This window comes from Streptomyces sp. NPDC048659 (assembly GCF_040650575.1).
GTDB lineage: Bacteria > Actinomycetota > Actinomycetes > Streptomycetales > Streptomycetaceae > Streptomyces.
Genome location: NZ_JBEZHM010000016.1, coordinates 1 through 22,389 on the forward strand (window position 1 = coordinate 1; position 22,389 = coordinate 22,389).

The window sequence follows — 22,389 nt, forward strand, 5'->3', positions numbered from 1 at the left end:
CGGCCCCGATCAGCGCCCAGGGCCAGCGCGCTGCGCTCGCTGGGGCTGCGCAACAGCCACATCCAGGACGCGGTCGCCGCGGCCGTCGCGGGCGCGCCCGTGGTGGCCCGCCTGGAGGAGCTCGACCTCTCCATGGGCGTGCTCGGCGACCAGGGCGCCGAGGCGCTGCTGGCCGGACAGCCGCTGACGCACCTGCGCCGCCTGGGCCTCTCCCACCACTACATCTCGCCGGAGGTGGCCGAGCGGCTGACCGCCGCGCTGGCGCCGCACGGAGTGGTGGTGGACCTCGACGACGCGCAGACGCCGGAGGACGACGGCGACGGCGAGCTCTACCGGTACGTGGCGGTCGCCGAATGAGCCCGGCCCCGCCCCTGGTCGTCGTGGGCAACCCGGAGGGGCGCCGGGTGCGGCTCTTCCGGGACGCGGCGCTCGCCGCCGGGCTGCCCCGGCCGCGCGTGGTGCCGTGGCTCGACGTGCTGCGGGGCGGGGCCCGGCTGTACGCGGGGGAGCTGGTGCGGCTCGACTCCCCCGGCGAGGAGCCGGAGGTGGACCGGCTGCTGCGGGACGCGCCGGAGCCGACCCGCGTCGAGGGCACGGGCCGGTGGTACGCCCGCTTCACCGCGGCGGTGCGGGGGCTCGCCGTCGAGGCGCGGGCGGCCGGCGCGGTGCTCCTCGGCGACCCGGAGGAGCTCGCGGTCCTCTTCGACAAGCGGCTCGGGCACGCCCGGCTGCGCGCCGCCGGGGTCCCGGTGCCGCCCGCGCCGACCTCCGGGGCGGCGGCCCCGCCGGTCACCGGCTGGGCGGACGTGCGGGCGCTGACGGAGGGCCCGGGGATGCGCCGGGTCTTCGTGAAGCTCGCGCACGGCTCCTCGGCCTCCGGGGTGCTGGCCCTGGAGACCACGGCCGCCGGCCGGGTGCGGGCCACCACCTCGGTGGAGCTGCGCGCGGACGGGCGGCTGCACAACTCGCTGCGGGTCCGCCGCTACACGACCGAGCGGGAGGTCGCGGCCGTCGTGGACGCCCTCGCCCCGGACGGGCTGCACGTGGAGCGCTGGCTGCCGAAGGCCACGCTCGGCGGGCGCGCCGCCGACCTGCGGGTGGTGGTCGTCGACGGCCGGGCCACCCACGCCGTCGTGCGCACCAGCCGCTCCCCCATGACCAACCTGCATCTGGGCGGCGCCCGGGGCGACCTGGGCGCGGCGCGGGCCGCGATCCGGGCGGCGGGGGGCCGTTTCGAGGAGGCGCTGGAGATCTGCGAGCGGGCCGCCGCGGCCTTCCCCGGGACCCGCTGCGTGGGGGTGGACCTGCTGCCCGGGAGCGGCTGGCGCCGGTTCGCGGTGGGCGAGGTGAACGCCTTCGGCGATCTGCTGCCCGGCCTCGGGGGCCTGCCGGGCAGCGGCGCGGAGGGCCTGGACACGTACGGCGCCCAGATCGCCGCGCTCCTGCGCACCTTGGGCCTTTTCGGCACCCCGGGGCCCACCCCTAGCGACACCGCCCCCGCCTCCCCCGCCCTCCCCACAGGAACGAGCACGCCGTGACCCCGCCCCCGCCGGACATGAACGGGATCGTCGGCAGCCACGACCTGCTGCTCGTGACCCTCGACACGCTGCGGTACGACGTGGCGGCCGAGCTCGCCGCCGCGGGCCGGATCCCGAACCTGGCCCGCCATCTGCCCGGCGGCGCCTGGGAGCTCCGGCACGCGCCGGGCAGCTTCACCTACGCCTCCCACCAGGCGATCTTCGCGGGCTTCCTGCCCACCCCGGCGGCGCCGGGCCCGCACCCGAGGCTCTTCGCGGCCTCGTTCGCGGGCAGCGAGACCACCGCCGACGGGACGTACGTCTTCCAGGAGACGCCCGACCTGGTGTCGGCGCTGGCCCACGAGGGCTACCGGACCGTGTGCGTGGGCGGCGTCGGCTTCTTCAACGGGCGCCCGCCGCTCGGCTCGGTGCTGCCCGGGCTGTTCCAGGAGAGCCACTGGGAGCCCTCGTTCGGGGTCGCCTCGCCGACCTCGTTCGCCTCCCAGGTGGAGCGCGCCGAGGAGGTCGTCGCCGCGCTCCCGCGCGAGCGGCGCCTCTTCCTGTTCGTGAACGTGTCGGCCCTGCACCAGCCCAACTGGTTCCACACGCCGGGCGCGACCCGGGAGGCGGGCGACTCCCGGGAGACCCACGCCGCCGCCCTGGAGTACGTGGACCGGCACATCGGGCGCCTGTTCGCGGCGATGAGCAGCCGCCGCGACTGCTTCGCGATCGTCTGCTCGGACCACGGGACCGCGTACGGAGACGACGGGTTCACGGGGCACCGCCTCGGCCATGAGAGCGTATGGAATGTGCCGTATGCACATTTCATCCTGCCTGGCCCGGACAGCATGGAGACCACCGCATGACCCGCACGACCCCGACCGCCACCGCGACGCCGACCCAGGCCCCGGCCCCGGCCCCGGCCCCGGCCCCGGCCCCGGCCCCTAGCGTCGCCCCGACGCCCCGCCCGTACCGCAGCTACGTCTACGCGTACCCACACAAGACCGCGTACCGCCCGCTGCCCGAGCGGCCCCCGCTCGCCGCGCTCTGGGCGGACGAGCCGAAGGACGCGCTCTCCCTCTACGCGCACATACCGTTCTGCGAGGTCCGCTGCGGCTTCTGCAACCTCTTCACCCGGATCGGCGCCCCGGACGAGCTGACCACCCGCTATCTCGACGCGCTGGAGCGGCAGGCGGTGGCGGTGCGCGAGGCGCTGGGGGACGCGGCGCCGGTGCGGTTCGCCACCGCCGCGTTCGGCGGGGGCACGCCGACCTATCTGACCGCCGCCGAGCTGGCGCGGCTGTGCGACATCGCCGAGCTGCGGATGGGGGCGGACCTGCGGGCCGTGCCCCTGTCGGTGGAGACCTCCCCGGGCACGGCGACCGCCGACCGGCTCGCGGTCCTCGCCGAGCGGGGCGCCACCCGCCTGAGCATCGGCGTGCAGAGCTTCGTCGAGCGGGAGGCGCGGGCGGCGGTGCGCCCGCAGCGCCGCTCCGACGTCGAGGCGGCCCTCGGGCGCATCCGGGACACCGGCGTCCCGATCCTCAACATCGACCTGATCTACGGCATCGACGGCCAGACCGAGGAGACCTGGCGCCAGTCCCTCGACGCGGCGCTCGCCTGGCGGCCCGAGGAGCTCTACCTCTACCCGCTGTACGTCCGCCCGCTCACCGGTCTGGGCCGGCTGGGCCCGGGTCAGGACGCGGACCTGGAGTGGGACGCGCAGCGGCTGCGGCTCTACCGGTACGGCCGGGATCATCTGCTGGCGCAGGGCTACGAGCAGGTGTCGATGCGCATGTTCCGGCGCGCGGACGCGCCCGCCCTCGGCCCCGAGGACCACGCCTGCCAGACGGACGGCATGATCGGCCTGGGCTGCGGCGCCCGCTCGTACACCTCGCGGCTGCACTACTCCTTCGACTACGCGGTGGGCACCCGCGAGATCCGCTCGATCATCGACGCGTACACGGAGGCGCCGGACTTCTCGCGCGCCGAGGTGGGCCGCCGCACCGACCCGGACGAGGCCCGCCGCCGCCATCTGCTCCAGTCGCTGCTCCAGGCCCGGGGCATGGAGACCGCCGACTACGCGGCCCGCTTCGGCGGCGCGCCCGAGGCCGACTTCCCGGCCGAGCTGGCCCGCTTCGAGGCCCGGGGCTGGCTGGACGCGGACGCCCCGGCCGGGCTGCTCCGGCTCTCCCCCGAGGGCCTGGCGTACTCGGACGGGCTGGGCCCCGAGCTGTTCTCCCCGGCGGTGCGGGCGGCGATGGCCGCGTACGAGGCGAAGTAGCGGAGCCCGGAATGGATCTGACCCTGCTCTACCGGGGCCCGCTGGCCTCCTGCGACTACGACTGCCCGTACTGCCCCTTCGCCAAGCGCCGGGACAGCCGCGAGGCGCTGACGGCGGACCGGGCGGCGCTGGAGCGCTTCACCGGCTGGGCGGCGGAGCGGACGGAGGACCGGCTGCGGATCCTGTTCACGCCCTGGGGCGAGGGCCTGACGCGGTCGTGGTACCGGCGGGCGCTGGTCGGGCTGTCCCGGCTGCCGCACGTGGAGCGGGTCGCGATCCAGACCAATCTGAGCTGCCGCACGGAGTGGCTGGCCGAGGCCGACCCGGACACGGTGGCCCTGTGGTGCACCTACCACCCGGGCCAGACCCCGTACGAGCGGTTCCTCGGCAAGTGCCGGGCGCTCGCCGAGCGGGGGATCCGGTTCAGCGTCGGGATCGTCGGCCTGCCGGAGCACCTGGGCGCCGCGCGGCGGCTGCGGGCCGAGCTGCCGCCCGAGGTCTATCTGTGGGTGAACGCGGCGGACGGCCACACCTACACCGACGAGGAGGCCGGGGACTGGACGGTCCTCGACCCCCTCTTCCCTTACAGCAGGCGGCCGCACCGGTCGGCCGGGCTGCCCTGCCGCACCGGCGAGTCGGTCGTCTCGGTCGACGGCGACGGGACGGTGCGGCGCTGCCACTTCGTCAAGGCCGAGCTGGGCAACCTGTACGACGGCTCGTACCGGGCCGCGCTGCGCCCCCGCCCCTGCCCGCTCGGCGTCTGCGACTGCCACATCGGCTACGTCCACCTGGAGACGCTGCCGCTGTACGACGTGTTCGCCGGCGGGGTCCTGGAGCGGATCCCGGCCGGCCCGCCCTGGGCGCGGATCCCGGCCGGCCCGCCGGGGGTGCCTACAGGGGCATGAGGTCGGGGCGCTTGGCCTCGACGTGGTCGCCGGAGCTCTCGCCGCGCAGCCTGCGCCCGATCCACGGGACCAGGTACTCCTTGGCCCAGTGGATGTCGTCCTTGCGGACCTCCAGGGTGCCGCGCGGCGGCTGCGGCGGCCACGCCTGGTCCGGGTCGGCCGGCACCGGCAGGCCGAGGACCTGGGCGGCGCGCAGCGCGACCCGGGTGTGCCCCTCCGCCGACAGGTGGAGCCGGTCGTCGTCCCAGGCGCGCCGGTCCTGGACCGACCGCAGCGACCACAGGTCGAGCACCGGGCAGTCGTAGCGGTCCGCGATGGCCCGCACGTGCGCGGTGTAGGTGGCGATCTTCCCGCGCAGGTGCTTGAGGACCGGCACGTCGCGGGTGTCGAAGCCGGTCGTCACCATCACGGTGCCGACGGCGGAGGTCAGGTCCGCGACGGCGCGCTCGAAGCGCTCGGCGACGTCGTCGGGGTCGGTGCCGGGGCGGATGATGTCGTTGCCGCCGGCGCAGAAGGTCACCAGGTCGGGGGCGAGTTCCTTCGCCCTCGGGACCTGCTCCGCGACGATCTGGTCCAGAAGGCGCCCCCGCACCGCCAGGTTGGCGTAGCGGAAGGCGTCGTTCTCCGGCAGCTGGTCCGCGAGCAGGACCGCGAACCGGTCCGCCCAGCCGACGTACGTCCCGTCGGGGCCGGGGTCGCCGACGCCCTCCGTGAAGCTGTCACCGATCGCCGCGTACGACCCGAATGCGTTCTTGTCTGGTGTTCTCGAATCGTCTGCCACGGGAGCACATCTTTCCTTCACCGATGTGACCTACGCGACCGTAAGGAGGGGTTGACGGCGGGTGACATATGCCACCGATAAAGATTCTCCCAAGTCGGAATAGCCCGGAGGCCCGGCACGTGGGTGCCGGGCCTCCGGGTGGAATCCGTGGTGCGGGGCGGGTCAGACGCCGACGCCGTGCCGGCGCAGGACGGCCAGCGGGTCGATGTCGGAGCCGTACTCCGGCCCGGTGCGGATCTCGAAGTGCAGGTGCGGGCCGGTGACGTTGCCGGTCGCGCCGGAGAGGCCGATCTGCTGGCCGCCGCTGACGGTCTGGCCGGCGGAGACGGACAGCGAGGAGAGGTGGCCGTACTGGGAGAAGGTGCCGTCGGCGTGCTGGATGACGACCTGGTTGCCGTAGGCGCCGCCCCAGCCGGCGGAGTAGACGGTGCCGGGGCCGACCGCGCGGACGGTGGTGCCGGTGGAGGCGATGAAGTCGACACCGGTGTGGTAGCCGGAGGACCACATGGAGCCGGAGGCGCGGTACGGGGTGGAGACGCCGCCGCCCGCGATGGGGGTGACCCAGCCGGAGGAGGAGGTCTGGCCCGTCCCGGACGACGAAGAGGAAGACGACGAGGACGAGGACGACGACGAGGCGGCCGACGTGGCGGGGCGCTCGGTGCCGCGCGTGGCGCGGGTGTCCTCGCCGCCGCTCTTCGTGGTGCGCTCGGGGGCCGCCTTCGGCGCGGGCGCCGCCTTGGCGGTGGTCTTCGCGGGGTTCTTGGCGCCGAGGGTGAGCTTCATGCCGGGGAGGATCAGCGAGGGGTCCTCGCCGACGACCTGGCTGTTGTCGCGGTAGAGCTTCTGCCAGCCGCCGGCCAGCCGGTGCTCGGCGGCGATCTTCGACAGGTAGTCGCCGCGGACGACGGTGTACGCCTTCGGCGCGGCCGCGGCGGGCGCGGCGGCCGGGGCCTGGGCGGGGGTCTTGGCGGCGACGGCGACGGCGACGGCCTGCGGGGCCTTCGCGGCCGGGGCGGCCTGCTCGGCGGCGTGGGCGCCGGTCGCTCCGATCAGCGGCAGGGCGACGACGGCGCCGCCGGTGCCGGCGGCGACGAACCCGCGGGTGATCGGATTGGCCTTGGGACGGCGGTGCTTACCCTTCGCGGGCATGGCGGATTCCTCTCCGTCGCCTGCGAGGTGAGCTGTCGGGTTCGGACTGGAGCTGTCCGGCCGCGCTGTCGCGTGGCTTCACCCCGAGCCGTCCTTGAGGGGCCGGCGTACTACCTGGGTCCCCCGCTCCTGCCTGGTACGGGTGATGGGGATTCCGGTCGGCGGCAGGATTGGGCGGTCCGTCCGGATTGAGCGCGACGCTAGACGAGGCGGCGGGGCCCTAACAAGCCGCGCTTTTCAGGAATGTGCGTACGGACAGCTTTTACGGCCGGAATCGCGGTCACCCTCCGTGGATGACGGTCCCTCGATTTCCCTTTCCACAAGGGAATTCGGAAAGGTTGCCCCGCCACGGTCCGTCACGTGTATGACGCTGCTCACGCACCGGAGACCATCTCCCCCGCTATCAGGGCGCGTTATGCCTTAAGTCCTAATTCGGACAGATCGCGCATTCCCGTCAGAGGGGGTGCGGTCCGGGTCTCTCACCTGGATGATTGCCTCAGGAACCGATCTCACGACCAGGAGCTTCCGTGACCCACGCGACGACCGAGCCCGAGCTGACCGGCGTACGTAACTTCCGCGACCTCGGCGGGCTGCCGACGGTGGACGGCCGGAGCGTGCGCGCCGGGCGCCTCTTCCGCAGCGGTCACCTGGCGCACGCCACGGCGGAGGACGCGGAGTTCCTCGCCGCCCTCGGGCTGCACACCGTCTTCGACTTCCGCAACGAGGCCGACCGGCGGATGGAGGGCGCGGACGTCGAGCTGCCGGGCGTGCGGAACGTGAACATACCGCTCAACGACCCGGCCGACGGCAAGGAGTTCTGGAAGCTGGTGCAGACCGGCGACCTGACGCAGCTCGCCGGGATCCTGGGCGACGGCAAGGCGGCGGCCCGGATGTCCGAGTCGTACCAGAAGATGATCGTGGAGCGGACGGCGGAGCACAGCCGGATCCTGCACGACATGGCCGAGGAGAGCGTCCCGGCCCTGATGCACTGTGCCGCCGGCAAGGACCGGGCCGGGCTGTCGATCGCGATCACGCTGCTCGCCCTGGGCGTGGAGCGCGAGGCGATCGAGGCGGACTACGTGAAGTCGAACGAGCCGCACCGCCGCTACAAGGTGCGGCGCGAGTCCGAGGCCGCGGACGCGATGTCCCCGGAGGTGATGGAGCTGCTGAGCCCCCTCTTCGACGCGCGCGTCGAGTACCTGCGGGCCGCCTTCGCGACCATCGAGGAGACCTGGGGCTCGGTGGAGAACTACCTGTCCGAGGGGCTGCGGCTGGCCCCGGAGACCCGGGACCGGCTGCGCGAGCGGCTGCTCGCCGAGGCGTAGCCCCCGCTCGCCCGCCCCTCGCCTACTGCTTGCCGCCCATCGCGAACAGCAGGTAGAGGAAGCCGGCGAAGAGGTGACCGGCGATGAGGTAGGCGAACAGGCGGAGCACCAGCCCCTTGGGGAACTTGCCGTTGCCCCGCTCCTCGCCGGTGTCCGGTACGGAGTGCGCAGGAAGCTCGGACATGTCGGTCCTTTCCACGGTCGGGTACACGCTCGGATACGGGGGGGTCAGCGGCGGTGCGGGGTGCCGTCGCCGAGGCACAGCTCGGCGACGGGACTCTGCATCAGGGTGTGGACGAAGAGCAGCTCGGCCCCGGCGCGGGTGGCGGCGCCGATCCGGTGCGGGACGAGCGAGTCGAAGTGCGCGCTGTCCCCGGGATCGAGGACGTGCACGGCGTCGCCGAGCGCGAGGCGCACCCGGCCCTCCAGGACGTGGATCCACTCCTCGCCGGGGTGGACCCGCACGATGTCGGCCCGGGTGGCGTAGGGCACGTGGACCCGCAGGCACTGGAGGGCGCGCCCGGCGCCGCCGGCCTGGCGGTAGACCCAGCCGTCGGCCTCGACCGGGTCGGAGCGTCCGGCGCGGACGACGGGGTCGTGTCCGGGCGGGGTCTCCCCCAGCAGCTCCGAGACCGTCGTACCGTAGATACGGGACAGGGCGAGCAGCATCGGCAGCGAGGGCTGCCGGTTCCCCGTCTCCAGGCGGGACAGGTGGGCGGGCGAGAGCCCGGCCCGCTGGGCCGCGGCCTCCAGGGTGAGCCCCCGGCGGCGGCGCAGGGCCCGCAGCTGCGGGGCGACGTCCGGCAGGAGGTCGGGGGCGGCGAGGTCCGGGGAGGCTTCCCCGGGGACGTGGTCCATGCGTCCATTGCGCCAGCTTCGTGCCTCTGAGGCAAGTTTCTTGCCCCAGAGGCAAAAACCGTCCGGGCCCTCCCCGGCCCCGTTCCGGTCAGCGCTGGGCGACCGCCTGCTTGACCAGCGTCTTCCCGAAGTCCCACAGCAGCCCGCCGCCGCCGTGGGCGTCGTCCATGACCGCCGTGAAGGCGGTCACGAACCGGTCCACGTCGGCCTCGTCGATCACCAGCGGCGGAATCAGCTTGATCACCTCCAGGTGGTCCCCGGAGACCTGGGTGAGGATCCGGTGGCGCTGGAGCAGCGGGACCACGACCATCTGGGCGAAGAGTCCCTTGCGGGCCGCCTGGAGCATGGTCCAGCGGCTGCGCAGGCCCAGCGAGGAGGGCCGGCCGAACTCGATGCCGATCATCAGCCCGCGGCCCCGGATCTCCTTCAGCAGCTCGTAGCGCGGGACCAGCTCGCGCAGCCGGGAGGCGAGCAGGTCGCCGGTCCGCCGCACGTGGGCGACGGTGCCCTCGCTCTCCATGACCGAGAGGACGGCGAGCCCGGCGGCCATGGCCTGCGCGTTGGAGCCGAAGCTGGCCGAGTGGACCAGCACCCGGTCCATGGACGAGTAGACCTTCTTGAAGATCCAGTCCTTGCCGAGGGTGGCGCCGACCGGCACGTAGCCGCCGGAGAGCGCCTTGGCGACGCAGACCAGGTCCGGCTCGACACCCTCCTCGTGCTGGTAGGCGTAGAAGTCGCCGGTCCGGCCGAGGCCGGTCTGCACCTCGTCGGCGATCAGCAGCGCGCCGTGCCGGTGCAGCAGCTCCTGGGCGGCCCGCAGGAAGCCCGGCGGGGCCTCGTGCACGCCCTTGCCCTGAATCGGCTCCACCACGAAGGCGGCCACGTCGCCCTTGCGGAGCTCGCGCTCCAGGGCGTCGAGGTCGCCGAGCGCGATCGGCGTGTCGGGCAGCAGCGGGGCGAAGCCGTCCCGGAAGCCGTCCTCGCCGTTGACCGAGAGCGAGCCGGTGGTCAGCCCGTGGAAGGCGTGGGCGCAGTAGACGACCCTGGGCCGCCCGGTGGCGAAGCGGGCGAACTTGAGCGCGGTCTCCACCGCCTCGGTGCCGCTGTTGCCGAAGAAGACCCGGTCCAGATGCGGGCTGTGGGCCAGCAGCCGCTCGGCGAGCAGCCCGGGCAGCGGCGGGCAGTCGAAGCGGGTGAGGTCGGCGAGCCCGGCGTCGAGGACGTCGTGCAGCGCCCGGCGGACGACCGGGTGGTGCCGGCCCAGGCCCATGACGCCGAAGCCGGCGAGCATGTCCAGGTGGTCGGCACCGTCCGCGTCCCAGAAGTGCGCCCCCTCGGCCCGCTCGTACACCTTGTCGAAGCCGATGGTGTGGAGCATCCGCGGGAGCTGGTGGTTGAGGTGGCGGGCGTGCAGCTCGTACCGCTCGCCGCCGCGCTCGGCGAGCAGCGCCCGCAGATCGAAGCCGCCCGCACCGCCGGTCCCGCCCGCACCACCGGCCCCACCGGCCCCGCCCGGGCCTGCCGCCTCTGCCGTCACGACCGGCTCACCCGTTCCCGTTGACGGTCTCGCGGACCGCGCGCAGGGACTCCTTGAGCGAGCCCATGGTGGCGAGGACGGCGGTGGGTTCGTAGCCGCAGTGCGCCATGCAGTTGGCGCAGCGGGGGTCCTTTCCGCGCCCGTACGCATCCCAGTCGGTCTCTTCGATGAGCTGCCGGTACGTGGGGACGTAGCCGTCGCTCATCAGATAGCAGGGGCGCTGCCACCCGAAGAGGGAGTAGTTCGGGATCGCCCAGGCCGTGCAGGGGAAATCGGCCTTGCCCTCCAGGAAATCCAGGAAGAGCGGCGAGTGGTTGAGCCGCCAGCGGCGCCGGTTTCCGCCTGCGAACGCCTTCTTGAAGAGCTCCCTGGTCTGCTCGACCCCGAGGAAATGCTCCTGGTCGGGCGCCTTCTCGTAGGCGTACGCGGGCGAGATCATCATTTCGTCGACCTGGAGGTCGTCGTTGAGGAAGTTCAGCACCTCGATGATCGTCTGGGGGGTGTCGGTGTTGAAGAAGGTCGAATTGGTGGTGACCCGGAAGCCGCGCCGCTTGGCCTCCTTGATCGCCGCCACCGCCTCGTCGAACACGCCCTCCTTGGCGACGGACTCGTCGTGCCGCTCGCGCAGCCCGTCGATGTGGACCGCGAAGGCGAAGTACGGGGAGGGGGTGAAGTTCTCCAGCTTCTTCCGCAGCAGCATCGCGTTGGTGCAGAGGAAGACGTACTTGCGCTTGGCCACCAACTGGCGCACGATCTCGTGGATCTGAGGGTGCATCAGCGGTTCGCCGCCGGCGATGGAGACCATCGGCGCCCCGGACTCCAGGACGGCGCCGACCGCCTGGGCGACGGGCATGCGCTGCTTGAGCACCCCGGCCGGGTGCTGGATCTTGCCGCAGCCCTCGCACTTGAGGTTGCAGGCGAACAACGGCTCCAGCTCGACGATCAGCGGGAACTTCTCCCGCTTGCGGAGCTTCTGTTCGAAGAGGTAGGTCCCGACCCGGATGGACTGACGGAGCGGCATGGCCATAACTCGTTCACCTCCTGGGGAGCAGCAAAGAACGGTGCCATTCGAAGAATGCGGGAAGGACGGCACGAAGAACACGGAAAGCCGATATTCCACCGCGTACCGTGCCGATCCGGACCAGTTCATGTTCTGGAGCGTCCACGACCACCCGTACGGCCGCAACCGGGCGGGGACCGGCCGTCACCGCCGTCCGCAGGGTGGCGGCGGACTCCATGTCCACGGCGAGCGCCCCGCAGGCCCGCAGCGCCGCCCGCTCGGGGCCCCGCACCACGTGGTCGGAGCCGGTCAGCGGGCCGGTGTGCACGGTGCGCCCCGGCACCGCGCGGGCGAGCGCCTTCACCAGCAGCTCGGTGCCCACGCAGGGGGTGACCCCGTCGGGCCCGCGCGTCTCGTCGGCGACGATCAGGTCGCCGGGGTGCATCCCGGGCTCAAGCCCCGCGCAGAAGCCGGAGGCGATGACGGCCGCGTCCCGCCACTCCGCCCGCTCCAGCGTCCGGGAGACGGTCCGGCGCGCGTGCGCCGGGCCCATCCCGGTGCGCACCACGGTCACCGGGGCGGGCGCCCCGGCCCGCCCGGCGCCCCGGACGCCGCTGCGCAGCGCGAGCTGCTCGATGCCGAGCGCGCAGGCGATCAGCAGCGGCGGCACCGGCTCCCGGCCCATCAGGCGCTCCCGGGGCCGTACAGCACCGGCTCCCCGTGCACGTAGCGGCCGAGCGCGGTGAGCGGGAAGACCTGCCGGTACAGGTGGTAGTTGATCGAGAAGTCCCAGGGGAAGCCGGTGCCGGTGAAGTACGGCTCGTCCCAGGAGCCGTCCTCCCGCTGGGTGCCGACCAGCCAGGCGACGCCCCGCCGGACGGCCTCCGACTCCCGCTCGCCCGCCGCGAGCAGCGCGATCAGCGCCCAGGCGGTCTGCGAGGCGGTGGAGGTGCCGTGCCCGACCCACTGCCGCTCGGTGTAGGAGCGCAGGTCCTCGCCCCAGCCGCCGTCCTCGTTCTGCACCGACTCCAGCCAGCCCACCGCCCGCCGGATCGCCGGGTGGCCGCCCGGCAGCCCGGCGGCGGTGAGGGCGGGCACCACCGAGCCCGTCCCGTAGACGTAGTTGACGCCCCAGCGGCCGAACCAGGCTCCGCCCGGCTCCTGTTCGGCCAGCAGCCACTCGATGCCGCGGCGGGCGCGCGGGTGCCCGGCCTTCCCCTCGTACGCCATCATCTCCACCACGTGGGCGGTGACGTCGGCCGACGGCGGGTCGATGACCTCGCCGAAGTCGCAGAACGGCAGCCGGTTGGGGAAGGGGCTGGTGTTGTCGGCGTCGAAGGCGCCCCAGGCCCCGTTGCGCGACTGCATGCCGACCGTCCAGCGGCCGGCCCGCGCCACCGCCGCGTCCACCCGCCCGGGGTCGGGGTGCTTGACCCGGCGCAGCGCCAGGATCACCTCGGCGGTGTCGTCGATGTCCGGGTAGTTGTCGTTGTGGAACTCGAACGCCCAGCCGCCGGGCGGCAGTCCGGGCCGCCGCACCGCCCAGTCGCCGGTGCGCACGATCTCCTCGCCGAGCATCCAGTCGGCCGCGCTGACCAGCGCCGGGTGGTCCGGGGCCAGCCCGGCGTCGGCGAGGGCGATGGTGGCGAGGCAGGTGTCCCAGACCGGCGACTGGCAGGCTTCGATCATCCGGGCGCCGTCCTCGCGCCAGACGGCGAAGCGGTCCAGCGACTCCAGGCCCGCCCTCATCACCGGGTGGTCCAGGTCGTAGCCGAGCAGGTGCAGGGCGATCACCGAGTAGACGGCGGGCGGCTGGATGCCGCCCCAGCAGCCGTCGTCCTCCTGGCGTTCCAGGATCCAGCGGGCGGCGGCGGCCATGGCGTTCCGCCGCAGCCACCGCGGCGCGACCTTGCGGTAGTGGTGCAGCCCCATGTCCAGGCGCTGGAAGAAGCCGTCCCAACTGGCCAGCGGGGACAGGGGGCTCGGCGGGCGGGGCCGGTCCGGGTCGGCGTGCAGCTCGTCGAGCGGGAAGGGCGCGGGCCGCACCGGGCGCTTGGCGGAGACCACGGTCAGCGGGACGATCGTCTGCCGGGCCCAGCAGCCGAAGTCGTAGATGTTGAGCGGGAACCAGGAGGGCAGGAAGATCAGTTCGGGCGGCAGCTCGGGCAGGTCGTCCCAGCGCCACCAGCCGAACAGCGCCAGCCAGATCCGGGTGAAGACCCGGGCCTCGGCGATGCCGCCGCGCTCGCGGACCCAGGCGGCGGCGCGCGCCATGTGCGGGGCCTCGGGCAGGTCCCCGGCCAGGCGCAGGGCGACGTACGCCTCGATGGTGACGGAGAGCTCGCCGGGCCCCCCGTAGAAGGTGCTCCAGGTGCCGTCCTCGCGCTGCTCGCCCCGGATGAAGAGGGCCGCGGCGCGGGTGGTCTCCGGGTCGAGGATGCCGAGGAAGCGGCGGAGCAGGAGGTCCTCGGCGTCCATGGAGACGTTGGTCTCCAGGTCGCCCTTCCACCAGCCTTCGGGGTCCTGGCGGCCGAGGAGGTGGCGTACGGAGCGTTCCGCGGCCTCGGCGGCGGAGGCTTCGAGGGCCTCGGCCCCGGCGCGGTCGGCCGGTGCTGTGGTGTCGCTGGCCGCGGCTGCCCGGGGTCCCACGGCCCCGGCGCTTCCGTCGGTCGTCGCTGTCATGGCTTCCCCTTCGTGCAGTCGGTGTACTTCGGCGTACTTCCGCGTTGATCTGCTTCTTCGGGTCTGCCGTCGGCCGGTGCCGGGAGGCACCGGCCGGCGACTGCGCACTCATATCAGGGTGATGGTGATCATCTCTTCCGCACGACGACGAAATCGGCCAGCGCCGTGAGCTGGGCGACGACATGGGCCGGCAGGTCCACCTCGTGCAGGGCCGCGATGGCGACCGCGTGCTGGCGGCGGGCCTCCTGGGCGGTCCACTCGCGGCCGCCGGCCTCCTCGATGAGGGCGGCGCGGGTGGCGAACTCCTCCTCGGAGAAGCTGTCGAAGTCGCTGCTCTTGGCGTCGGCGGCGAGCAGTTCGCCGAGCCGCTCGGAGGCCGGGCCGCCGGCCGCGAGGGCGGCGACGACCGGCAGGGACTTCTTGCGCTGGCGCAGGTCGGACCAGGTCTGCTTGCCGGTGGACTCCGGGTCGCCCCAGATGCCGAGCAGGTCGTCGACGGCCTGGAAGGCGAGGCCGAGGTGGTAGCCGTACTCCTCCAGCTTGTCGGCGGTCCGGTCGTCGGCGCCGCCGAGCACGGCGCCGATGGAGACGGCGCAGGCGAGCAGGGCGCCGGTCTTGTTGCCCTCCATCTCCAGGCACTCCTCGACGGTGACCCGCTCGCGGTGCTCGTAGGAGATGTCCTGGGCCTGCCCGTCGATGAGCTTGCGGGTGGCCGTGGTCAGCCGCCGGGTGGCCCGGCCGGCCTCGACGGTGCCGAGTTCGAGGAGCAGTTCGTTGGCGAGGGCGAAGAGGGCGTCGCCGACCAGGATCGCCTGGGCGGGGCCGTGCACCTTCCACACCGTGTCGCGGTGCCTGCGCTGCTCGTCGCCGTCCATGAGGTCGTCGTGGAGGAGCGAGAAGTTGTGTACGAGCTCCACGGCGACCGCGCCGGGGATGCCGACCTCGGGGGCGGCGCCCGCGGCTTCGGCGGAGATCAGGGCCAGGGCGGGCCGGACGGCCTTGCCGCTGTCGCCGTCGGCGGGGTTGCCGTGGGCGTCGATCCAGCCGAAGTGGTAGGCGGCCACGGTGTCCATGGGCGGCGCGAGGCGGTCGACGGCCGCCCGCATGACGGGCGTGGACAGGGCGCGGCCACGCTCCAGCAGCGCGGCGACGTCCGCGGTGTCGACCGCCGGATTCCCCGGGGGCACAGTCGGCACGGTTTCTCCTCTAGTTCCGGTACTCACACTCATGCCGCCTCCTGCAGCGGATGGTCGTAGCGGCGGCCGAGGGCGGAGAGCGCGGCGCCCGCGGCGCTGAAGCCGCTGCGGACCGCACCCTCCATGGTCGCGGGCCAGCCGGTGGCGGTCCAGGCGCCGGCCAGGTACAGGCCCGGGGCGTGGGTGCGGGCGCCGGGGCGCAGCCGCCCGACGCCGGGAGTCGGGGCGAAGGTCGCCGTCCGCTCCCGGGTGACGAAGAAGTCGCGGATCCCGGCGCCGCGGGCGGCGGGCAGCAGCCGCTCCAGCTCCGGCAGGTAGCGCTCGCGCAGCACGGCGACGGGCTCGTCGATGTCGTCCTGGGCGGCGGACTGGGAGACGGCGAGGTACTGGCCGCCGCCGGTCAGCCCGGAGGATCCGGTGCGGTCGAAGACCCACTGGACCGGGGAGCCGAGCGCGGCGAAGAAGGGCCGACGCAGCACCTTGCGGTCGTAGACGACGTGCAGGTTGAGGATGGGCGCGGTGCCGATGTCGAGCAGCCGGTCGGGGTCGTCCAGGGCCCCGTCGGGCAGCAGTTCGCGGGTCTCGCGCTGGGGTACGGCGAGGACGACGGCGTCGGCCTCCAGGAGCTCCCCGGCGGTGTGGACCCGCCAGCGGCCGTCCTCGGCGCGCTCGATCCGCTCGGCCTTGGCGCGCGTCTCGGTGCGCACCCCGGCGGCGTCGAGGGCCTTGCGGGCGAGGGTGTCGTGGAGTTCGCCGAGCGGGACGTGCGCCCAGCCGATGTCGGCGGCGCCGGGCTCGGAGAGCAGTCCGGTCTTGAAGACCATCGCGGCGAGCCCCATGGAGGCGTGCGGGGCGGTGGCGTTGAGGGTGGCGACGCCGACGAGGTCCCACAGCGCCTCGACGGTGCGCGGGGACTGCCCGTGGCGGCCGAGCCAGGTGGCGAAGTCGATGCCGTCGAGGGCGGGGTCGGCGGGGTCGAGCTTCTTCAGGGCGAGCGCGGCGCGCCCGACGCTCGCGCGCTCGGCGAGCGAGAGGTGCGGGTAGGTGGCGAGGCTGGCGGCGAGGTGCAGGGGCACCGGCAGGTTGGCGCGCCGCAGCCGTCCGAGGCGGGGTCCCGAGGGGTGCCCGACGTCGAGCACGGGGACGTCGAGCCGGGGCTGTACGGGCGCGAGGCGGGCGCCCTCGACCCGGTCGAGGAACCACCGGTAGGCGGTGCAGCAGCGCAGGTAGACGTGCTGCCCGTTGTCGACGGTGAGCTCGCCGCGCCGGAAGGAGAAGGCGAGCCCGCCGAGCCGGGGGCGGCCTTCGAGGAGGGTGACCCGGACGCCGGAGTCGGCGAGCTGGAGGGCGGTGGTGACACCGGCCAGCCCGCCGCCGACCACGACGGCGTGCGGCCGGGAGCCGCCGCCGAGGGCGGTGCCCCCGGCCGTGGCGCGGTGTTCGTCGGCGGTCATGCGGCGGCCTCCCCTGCGGACGTCATGGTCAGGGACGCGGTCCGGGCGGCGCCGGTTGTCCGGACGGCCGGTGCGGCGGGCCTCACGCGGGCCGCCGGACGCCGGTGCGGCGCGAGATGTGCCGGGTGTCGAGTCCGGAGAGGCCGCGCACGGCGACGTACGCCTTCTCCCGGCCGGGCAGCGAGACCCGGCCGCGCAGCACCGCCGAGGGGTCGCGCTCGATGCGGTCGAGCAGCCTGCGGTAGATGCCGGCCATCGCGGCGACGCAGGCGCCGCTGCGCCGGTCCAGCATGGGCAGCAGCCGGTAGCCCTCGGCGAACAGCGCGCGGGCGCGCCGCACTTCGTAGTGGACGAGGCCGTCGAAGTCGGCGCCGGCGGGCGGGGTGTCGGTGCCGAAGCCCTCGGAGCAGCCGAACTTGGCGAGGTCGTCGGCGGGCAGGTAGGTGCGCCCGTTGCCGGCGTCCTCGCGGACGTCCCGGAGGATGTTGGTGAGCTGGAGGGCGAGGCCGAGGGTGTCGGCGTACTCGCCGGCCCGGTCGGCGCCGTACGCGCCGGGCTGGGTGCCGAAGACGCCGAGCGAGAGGCGTCCGATGGCCCCGGCGACGCAGCGGCAGTAGACCTTGAGGTCGTCCCAGGTCTCATAGGTCTCGCCGCGCACGTCCATGAGGACGCCGTCGATGAGCTCGTCGAGCCCGCCGAGCGGGATGGGGAAGCGGCGGGCGGCGTCGGCGAGGGCGACGGCCACCGGGTCGGTGTCGTCGTCCTCGACCTCGCCGGCCCGGACCCGGTCGAGCAGCGCCCGGGTGGCCTCCAGACGGCGGTCCTTCTCCTCGGGCGCGAGCGGCCCGTCGCCGATGTCGTCGACGCGGCGCGAGAAGGCGTAGAGCGCCGACATGGCCTGCCGCTTGTCCAGCGGCAGGAGTCGGATCCCGTACGCGAAGTTGCGGGCCTGCTGCCCGGTCACGGCCTCGCAGTAGCTGTACGCGGCCTGTACCGGTGCGGTCGGCTGCGGCTGTGCCTCCACGGTCCGGCTCACCCCTCTCTCCGCGCCGTGAGCAGGAGGGCGCCCGCCCGGCGCATCAGACTCGGTCTGGCGGCCTTGGGCGGCCCGGGCAGGACGTCGAAGCCGGCGGCGGCGATGGCGTCGAGCGCCGCGTACCCCCCGGCCGTGAAGCCGGCGAGGAGGACCCGCAGCCGTCCCCGGACGCTGCCGACGAGCGGGGCGCCCGCGTCGAGGAGAGCGCGGGCCCGGTCGGCCTCGAAGGCGATGAGGGCGCGGACGGAGGCGCCGGCGGTGGGCCGGGCCAGGTCGTCCTCGGTGACGTGGAAGCGCTTCATGTCCTCGGCGGGCAGGTAGATCCGGTCGCGCGCCAGGTCCTCGGCGACGTCCTGGAGGTGTTCGACGATCTGCAGCGCGGTGCAGATCTCGTCGGAGCGGCGCAGTCGTTCGGGGGTCGCGGTGCCGGTGAGGGCGAGCACGAGCCGGCCGACGGGGTTGGCGGAGAGCTCGCAGTAGGCGAGAAGCTCGTCGTAGGTCTCGTAGCGACGGACCACCTGGTCCTGCCGGTTGGCGGCGACCAGGCCGAGGAACGGCTCGGGGGGCAGGCCGCGGCGTTCGACGGCGGGCACGAGGGCTCGCAGCAGCGGGTGGTGCGGCCCGCCGTCGGCGGGGTCGAACACGCGCAGCAGGTCGGTCTCGAAGGCGTCGAGCATCGCGAGCCGGTCGTCGGCCCGGCCGGGGTCCACGCCGAGGTGCCGGGCGTCGGCGCCGCCGGGGGCGAGGTCGCCGTCGCCGATGTCGTCGACGAGCCGGGCGAAGCCGTAGACGCGCATGAGGTCGTCGCGCCAGTCCCGGGGCAGGAAGAAGGGGGCCACGGGGAAGTTCTCGTCCGCGGCCTTGCCGAGCGTCGTGCGCGAGGCGGTGTCGGGGTGCACCTGCCGGGTTCCCGTCACCGGCCGCTGCCCGACGCGGGGACGGCGACACCCTCGTGGAGCTGGAGATTCTGCGTCATGGCCGTCATATCTCCCGTTCTACACTGCGGATCCAATCCATCCTATTTCGGACACGCCGCCGACCTCTGCCCGTGGCTCACCGCCCGGCGGTCGGGGCGCCGAGGGGGATCACCCCACTTGCCGCGAAACAGACCACCACAGCTTACGTCGTAAGGGACTCCGGACCGCGCGCGGGGGCCGCGCGCCCCGCCACAACACGGCGCGCTCCGCCAACCTTCCCGTACGGGGCGGTAGTTGACGGATTCTTGACCGTCACGGGGCGCGCGTCCCGGAGACCACCATGGCGAGGGTGGACTCGACGACGTCGGCCCGGCGCTGGGCCGGCAGCCGGCGCAGCGGGCCGTCGAGCAGCAGGAGTGACAGTCCGTGCACGGCGGACCACGCGGCGGCCTCGGCGGCCGGGCGGGGGCGCCGGGGCGGCCGGGCGGTCGCCGCGAGGGCGTCGAGGGCGTCGGCGAGCAGGGTGAAGGCCCGCACCTGGGGAGCGTCGCCCCCGGCCTCGGGCCCGTCGTGTCCGGGGCCCGCGACGGAGGCGGTACGGGGGGTGCTGAAGGCCGACCGGTAGAGGCCGGGCTGGTCGACGGCGAAGGCCACGTAGCCGCGGCAGAGGGCGGCGAGCCGGGATTCGGCGGCGAGCCCCGGATCGTCGGCCCCGGGGGCCCGGGCGGCGGTCCGCTCCATGGAGTCGGCGAGGACGCGGCGGGCGTGGTCGCGGACCGCCGCGAGGAGCTCGCCGCGCCCGTCGAAGTGCCGGTAGGCGGCGGTGGGCGAGACGCCGACCCGGCGGGCCGCCTCGCGCAGCACGACCGCCTCGGGGCCTCCTTCGGTGGCGAGGTCGACGGCGGCGCAGATCAGGGCGTTGCGCAGGTCGCCGTGGTGGTAGGTCTTGCCTCCCGAGATCGCTGGCATGTGCCCATCCTGCCCGATGTTGACCGCATGAACATTCCGGGCGGTCCCGCCACGCGCAAAAAGCGTCAGCCGCCGCGTACCGGTCATACCGGTACACGGCGGCCGTGAGGTGCCGTGGAGGGGGTGCCGGCTACTTGCCGGTCTCCTTCTCGTAGGCGGCGATGACCTCGTCGGTCGGGCCGTCCATGAGCAGCTCGCCCTTCTCCAGCCAGAGCACGCGGTCGCAGGTGTCCCTGATCGACTTGTTGCTGTGGCTGACCAGGAAGACCGTGCCGGCCTCCTTGCGCAGCTCACGGATGCGCGCCTCGGAGCGGATCTGGAACTTGCGGTCGCCGGTGGCCAGCGCCTCGTCGATCATGAGGACGTCGTGCTTCTTGGCGGCTGCGATGGCGAAGCGGAGCCGGGCGCCCATGCCGGAGGAGTAGGTCCGCATCGGGAGCGAGATGAAGTCGCCCTTCTCGTTGATCCCCGAGAAGTCGACGATGTCCTGATATCGGCTCTTCACCTCCTCGCGGCTCATGCCCATGGCGAGGCCGCCGAGGATCACGTTGCGCTCCCCGGTCAGGTCGCTCATCAGCGCCGCGTTCACACCGAGCAGCGAGGGCTGGCCATCGGTGTAGACCTTGCCGCTCTCGGTGGGCAGCAGGCCCGCGATGGCCCGCAGCAGCGTGGACTTGCCGGAGCCGTTGGTGCCGATGAGGCCGATGGCCTCGCCCCGGTACGCGGTGAAGGAGACGCCCCGCACCGCGTGCACCTTGCGCACTCCGCGCTCGGCGTCGCCCTTCTTGCGCTTGATGATGCGGCTGAGCGCCGCGGTGGCGCTGCCCTTGCCGCCGCCCCCGCCGTTGACGCGGTAGACGATGTGGACGTCGTCGGCGATGACGGTGGGCACCCGGCCCTCGGTGTCGTGGTCAGCCACGGCCGTACCTCTCCTCGGCCTTCCAGAAGTAGACGAAGCCCCCGATGCCGATCACCAGGGACCAGGCGAGGGTCACGAACCAGACGTGCGGCGGAAGGTTGGATCCACCGTAGCCGTCGATGAGCGCGAACCGGACCAGGTCCATGTGGAGGGCGGCCGGGTTGTACTGGAGCAGGTCGGCCAGCCACGCCGGCTTGGACTCCAGCATCACGGGGATCGAGAACATCACGCCGGACGCGTACATCCAGGTCCGCATGATGAACGGCATGAGCTGCGCCAGGTCCGGGGTCTTCGCGCCCATCCGCGCCACGATCATGGCGAGACCGGCGTTGAAGACGAACTGGAGCACCAGCGCGGGGACCAGCAGCAGCCAGGACGCCGACGGGTAGCTGCCGAAGGCGATCGCGATGACGACCAGCACGACCATCGAGAACAGCAGCTGCTGGAGCTGCTGGAGACAGAAGGAGATCGGCAGCGAGGCCCGCGGGAAGTGCAGCGCCCGCACCAGGCCGAGGTTGCCGGAGATCGCGCGGACGCCGGCCATCACGGAGCTCTGGGTGAAGGTGAACACGAACACGCCCGTCACCAGGAACGGGATGTACACGGACCGGGTCATGCCGCGGTCCGCGTTCAGGATCAGGCCGAAGATCAGGAAGTAGACCATGGCGTTGAGCAGGGGCGTGACCACCTGCCACAGCTGGCCCAGCTTCGCCTGGCTGTACTGCGCGGTGAGCTTCGCCTGGGAGAAGGCCAGGATGAAGTGGCGGCGTCCCCAGAGCTGGCGGACGTAGGCCGCGAGACCCGGCCGGGCGCCGCTGACCGTGAGGCCGTGCTTGGCGGCCAGCGCGGCCGGGCTCAGGCCGTCGTCTGCGGACGGCCGGGCGCTCGTCACGACCCCACCGTCCCGGGATGTGTCACTCACAAGTCGACTTTCGTGTTCAGGATGCGCGGCACGTCGGGTACCACGATGTCAGACCACGGGCGGGCGACCCAGTCGGGTCAGCCGCCACACCGTACGCCACCGCATGGGGTGCCGGGGGCCGCAGGAAGCGGTCCAGCCCTCCCGGAACCCGCCGAGCCAGGCTTTGAGGGCGGGCAGGGAGGGTCGCCGTGCCAGGGTGAGGAGCAGCCAGACGCCGAGATACACCGGCACCAGAGGTGCGGGCAGATTGCGACGTGCCAGCCACACTCGGTTGCGGGCCACGTTGAAGTGGTACGTCGCGTGCCGGGACGGCGGGGTGGTGGGGTGCAGCAGCACCATGTCGGAACGGTAGTCGATCATCCAGTCGGCGTCGAGCGCCCGCCAGGCCAGATCCGTCTCCTCGTGCGCGTAGAAGAACGCGTCCGGGAGACCGCCCACCTCCGCGAAGACCTTGGTCCGCACCGCGTTGGCGCCGCCGAGGAAGGTGGTGACCCGCGAGGAGCGCATCGGGTCCGAGGCGCGCAGCCGCGGCACGTGCCGGCGCTGGGTGAGCCCGGTGTCGGGATCGGCGATCCGGAAGCTGATGATGCCCAGCTTCGGGTCGGCCGTGAACGCCTGCCGGACCAGCTCCGCGGTGTCGGTTTCGGCGAGCAGGCCGTCGTCGTCGAGGAAGAGCAGCGCGTCGACGTCGGTGCCGCCGGGGCCGAACGCCTCGATGCCGACGTTGCGCCCGGCCGGGATGCCGACGTTCTCCGGCAGCGTGACCGTGCGGACGCCCTCGGGTACGTCGGTGATCTCGACGCCCTGGCCGACGACCACGACCTCGACCGGCGGGCCGTCCTGCCGGGCGACCGAGTCGAGCAGGGCGCGCAGGTCGTCCGGCCGGTTGCCCATCGTGATGACGACGGCGCCCAGCCGCATCGGCCCGGTCACGGTCG

Annotated in this window: 21 protein-coding genes, 1 pseudogene and 1 riboswitch; of the genes and pseudogenes, 6 read left to right on the plus strand and 16 right to left on the minus strand. The window is 73.5% G+C overall.

The features are described 5' to 3' along the window. The 5 genes and pseudogenes from AB0C99_RS14735 to AB0C99_RS14755 all read left to right on the plus strand — a co-directional run. Positions 1 to 357 (plus strand): annotated as a pseudogene (locus AB0C99_RS14735) (leucine-rich repeat domain-containing protein); the annotation flags it as partial. Continuing rightward, positions 354 to 1,538 carry an STM4014 family protein gene (locus tag AB0C99_RS14740; protein WP_362474633.1) on the plus strand — a complete coding sequence of 395 codons (1,185 nt, stop codon included), beginning with the start codon at positions 354 to 356 and terminating at the stop codon, positions 1,536 to 1,538. The pseudogene AB0C99_RS14735 and the gene AB0C99_RS14740, both read left to right, overlap by 4 nt. Before the next feature lie 17 nt (positions 1,539 to 1,555). Beyond that, positions 1,556 to 2,383 (plus strand): STM4013/SEN3800 family hydrolase, encoded by an 828-nt coding sequence (locus AB0C99_RS14745; protein WP_362474986.1) that lies wholly within the window; start codon positions 1,556 to 1,558, stop codon positions 2,381 to 2,383. Next, positions 2,380 to 3,801, plus strand: coding sequence for an STM4012 family radical SAM protein (locus tag AB0C99_RS14750; protein ID WP_362474636.1), 1,422 nt, complete (start codon positions 2,380 to 2,382; stop codon positions 3,799 to 3,801). Before AB0C99_RS14745 ends, AB0C99_RS14750 begins: the two co-directional genes overlap by 4 nt. An 11-nt stretch (positions 3,802 to 3,812) precedes the next feature. After that, positions 3,813 to 4,706 (plus strand): STM4011 family radical SAM protein, encoded by an 894-nt coding sequence (locus AB0C99_RS14755; protein WP_362474639.1) that lies wholly within the window; start codon positions 3,813 to 3,815, stop codon positions 4,704 to 4,706. Here AB0C99_RS14755 and AB0C99_RS14760 read toward each other — a convergent pair. Further along, the gene (locus tag AB0C99_RS14760) at positions 4,693 to 5,487 is read right to left on the minus strand and encodes an SGNH/GDSL hydrolase family protein (RefSeq protein ID WP_362474642.1); all 795 of its coding nucleotides are present in this window, start codon (positions 5,485 to 5,487) and stop codon (positions 4,693 to 4,695) included. The two genes, AB0C99_RS14755 and AB0C99_RS14760, sit on opposite strands and share 14 nt — an antisense overlap. Before the next feature lie 162 nt (positions 5,488 to 5,649). Beyond that, entirely contained in the window at positions 5,650 to 6,636 is a 987-nt protein-coding gene (locus AB0C99_RS14765) for a LysM peptidoglycan-binding domain-containing M23 family metallopeptidase (RefSeq protein WP_362474644.1), read from the minus strand. 4 nt (positions 6,637 to 6,640) lie between these two features. Continuing rightward, positions 6,641 to 6,791: riboswitch (cyclic di-AMP (ydaO/yuaA leader) on the minus strand. 372 nt (positions 6,792 to 7,163) lie between these two features. Here AB0C99_RS14765 and AB0C99_RS14770 point away from each other — a divergent pair. Further along, the gene (locus tag AB0C99_RS14770) at positions 7,164 to 7,961 is read left to right on the plus strand and encodes a tyrosine-protein phosphatase (protein WP_362474647.1); all 798 of its coding nucleotides are present in this window, start codon (positions 7,164 to 7,166) and stop codon (positions 7,959 to 7,961) included. Positions 7,962 to 7,983: 22 nt separating this feature from the next. Here AB0C99_RS14770 and AB0C99_RS14775 read toward each other — a convergent pair whose 3' ends face one another. The 14 genes from AB0C99_RS14775 to AB0C99_RS14840 form a co-directional block, all read right to left on the minus strand. Next, the gene (locus tag AB0C99_RS14775) at positions 7,984 to 8,145 is read right to left on the minus strand and encodes a DUF6126 family protein (protein WP_362474650.1); all 162 of its coding nucleotides are present in this window, start codon (positions 8,143 to 8,145) and stop codon (positions 7,984 to 7,986) included. A 44-nt stretch (positions 8,146 to 8,189) separates the two neighbouring features. After that, positions 8,190 to 8,819, minus strand: a complete 630-nt coding sequence (locus AB0C99_RS14780) for a helix-turn-helix domain-containing protein (protein WP_362474653.1) — start codon at positions 8,817 to 8,819, stop codon at positions 8,190 to 8,192. 88 nt (positions 8,820 to 8,907) lie between these two features. After that, on the minus strand, positions 8,908 to 10,275 hold the full coding sequence (locus AB0C99_RS14785; protein WP_362474989.1) for an aspartate aminotransferase family protein: 1,368 nt from the start codon (positions 10,273 to 10,275) through the stop codon (positions 8,908 to 8,910). Between the two features lie 88 nt (positions 10,276 to 10,363). Next, the gene (hpnH, locus tag AB0C99_RS14790) at positions 10,364 to 11,383 is read right to left on the minus strand and encodes an adenosyl-hopene transferase HpnH (RefSeq protein WP_362474656.1); all 1,020 of its coding nucleotides are present in this window, start codon (positions 11,381 to 11,383) and stop codon (positions 10,364 to 10,366) included. A gap of 7 nt (positions 11,384 to 11,390) precedes the next feature. Beyond that, positions 11,391 to 12,041, minus strand: a complete 651-nt coding sequence (locus AB0C99_RS14795) for a 1-hydroxy-2-methyl-2-butenyl 4-diphosphate reductase (RefSeq protein ID WP_362474659.1) — start codon at positions 12,039 to 12,041, stop codon at positions 11,391 to 11,393. After that, positions 12,041 to 14,038 (minus strand): squalene--hopene cyclase, encoded by a 1,998-nt coding sequence (gene shc / locus AB0C99_RS14800; protein WP_362474661.1) that lies wholly within the window; start codon positions 14,036 to 14,038, stop codon positions 12,041 to 12,043. Before shc ends, AB0C99_RS14795 begins: the two co-directional genes overlap by 1 nt. Positions 14,039 to 14,166: 128 nt before the next feature. Continuing rightward, on the minus strand, positions 14,167 to 15,267 hold the full coding sequence (locus AB0C99_RS14805; RefSeq protein WP_362474663.1) for a polyprenyl synthetase family protein: 1,101 nt from the start codon (positions 15,265 to 15,267) through the stop codon (positions 14,167 to 14,169). Further along, on the minus strand, positions 15,264 to 16,688 hold the full coding sequence (gene hpnE / locus AB0C99_RS14810) for a hydroxysqualene dehydroxylase HpnE (protein WP_362474666.1): 1,425 nt from the start codon (positions 16,686 to 16,688) through the stop codon (positions 15,264 to 15,266). The genes AB0C99_RS14805 and hpnE overlap by 4 nt, the downstream gene beginning before the upstream one ends. A gap of 82 nt (positions 16,689 to 16,770) precedes the next feature. Then, the gene (gene hpnD / locus AB0C99_RS14815; RefSeq protein ID WP_362474669.1) at positions 16,771 to 17,724 is read right to left on the minus strand and encodes a presqualene diphosphate synthase HpnD; all 954 of its coding nucleotides are present in this window, start codon (positions 17,722 to 17,724) and stop codon (positions 16,771 to 16,773) included. Further along, positions 17,721 to 18,641, minus strand: coding sequence for a squalene synthase HpnC (gene hpnC, locus AB0C99_RS14820; protein ID WP_362474672.1), 921 nt, complete (start codon positions 18,639 to 18,641; stop codon positions 17,721 to 17,723). The genes hpnD and hpnC overlap by 4 nt, the downstream gene beginning before the upstream one ends. Before the next feature lie 312 nt (positions 18,642 to 18,953). Further along, positions 18,954 to 19,610 carry a TetR/AcrR family transcriptional regulator gene (locus AB0C99_RS14825; RefSeq protein WP_362474675.1) on the minus strand — a complete coding sequence of 219 codons (657 nt, stop codon included), beginning with the start codon at positions 19,608 to 19,610 and terminating at the stop codon, positions 18,954 to 18,956. Positions 19,611 to 19,740: 130 nt separating this feature from the next. Then, positions 19,741 to 20,529 carry an ABC transporter ATP-binding protein gene (locus tag AB0C99_RS14830; protein ID WP_362474678.1) on the minus strand — a complete coding sequence of 263 codons (789 nt, stop codon included), beginning with the start codon at positions 20,527 to 20,529 and terminating at the stop codon, positions 19,741 to 19,743. Beyond that, complete coding sequence (locus AB0C99_RS14835) at positions 20,522 to 21,451, minus strand: ABC transporter permease (RefSeq protein WP_362474681.1); 930 nt, start codon at positions 21,449 to 21,451, stop codon at positions 20,522 to 20,524. The genes AB0C99_RS14830 and AB0C99_RS14835 overlap by 8 nt, the downstream gene beginning before the upstream one ends. Before the next feature lie 48 nt (positions 21,452 to 21,499). Further along, positions 21,500 to 22,384: a glycosyltransferase gene (locus AB0C99_RS14840; RefSeq protein WP_362474684.1), complete on the minus strand. Its 885-nt coding sequence runs from the start codon at positions 22,382 to 22,384 to the stop codon at positions 21,500 to 21,502. Positions 22,385 to 22,389 lie beyond the last annotated feature (5 nt).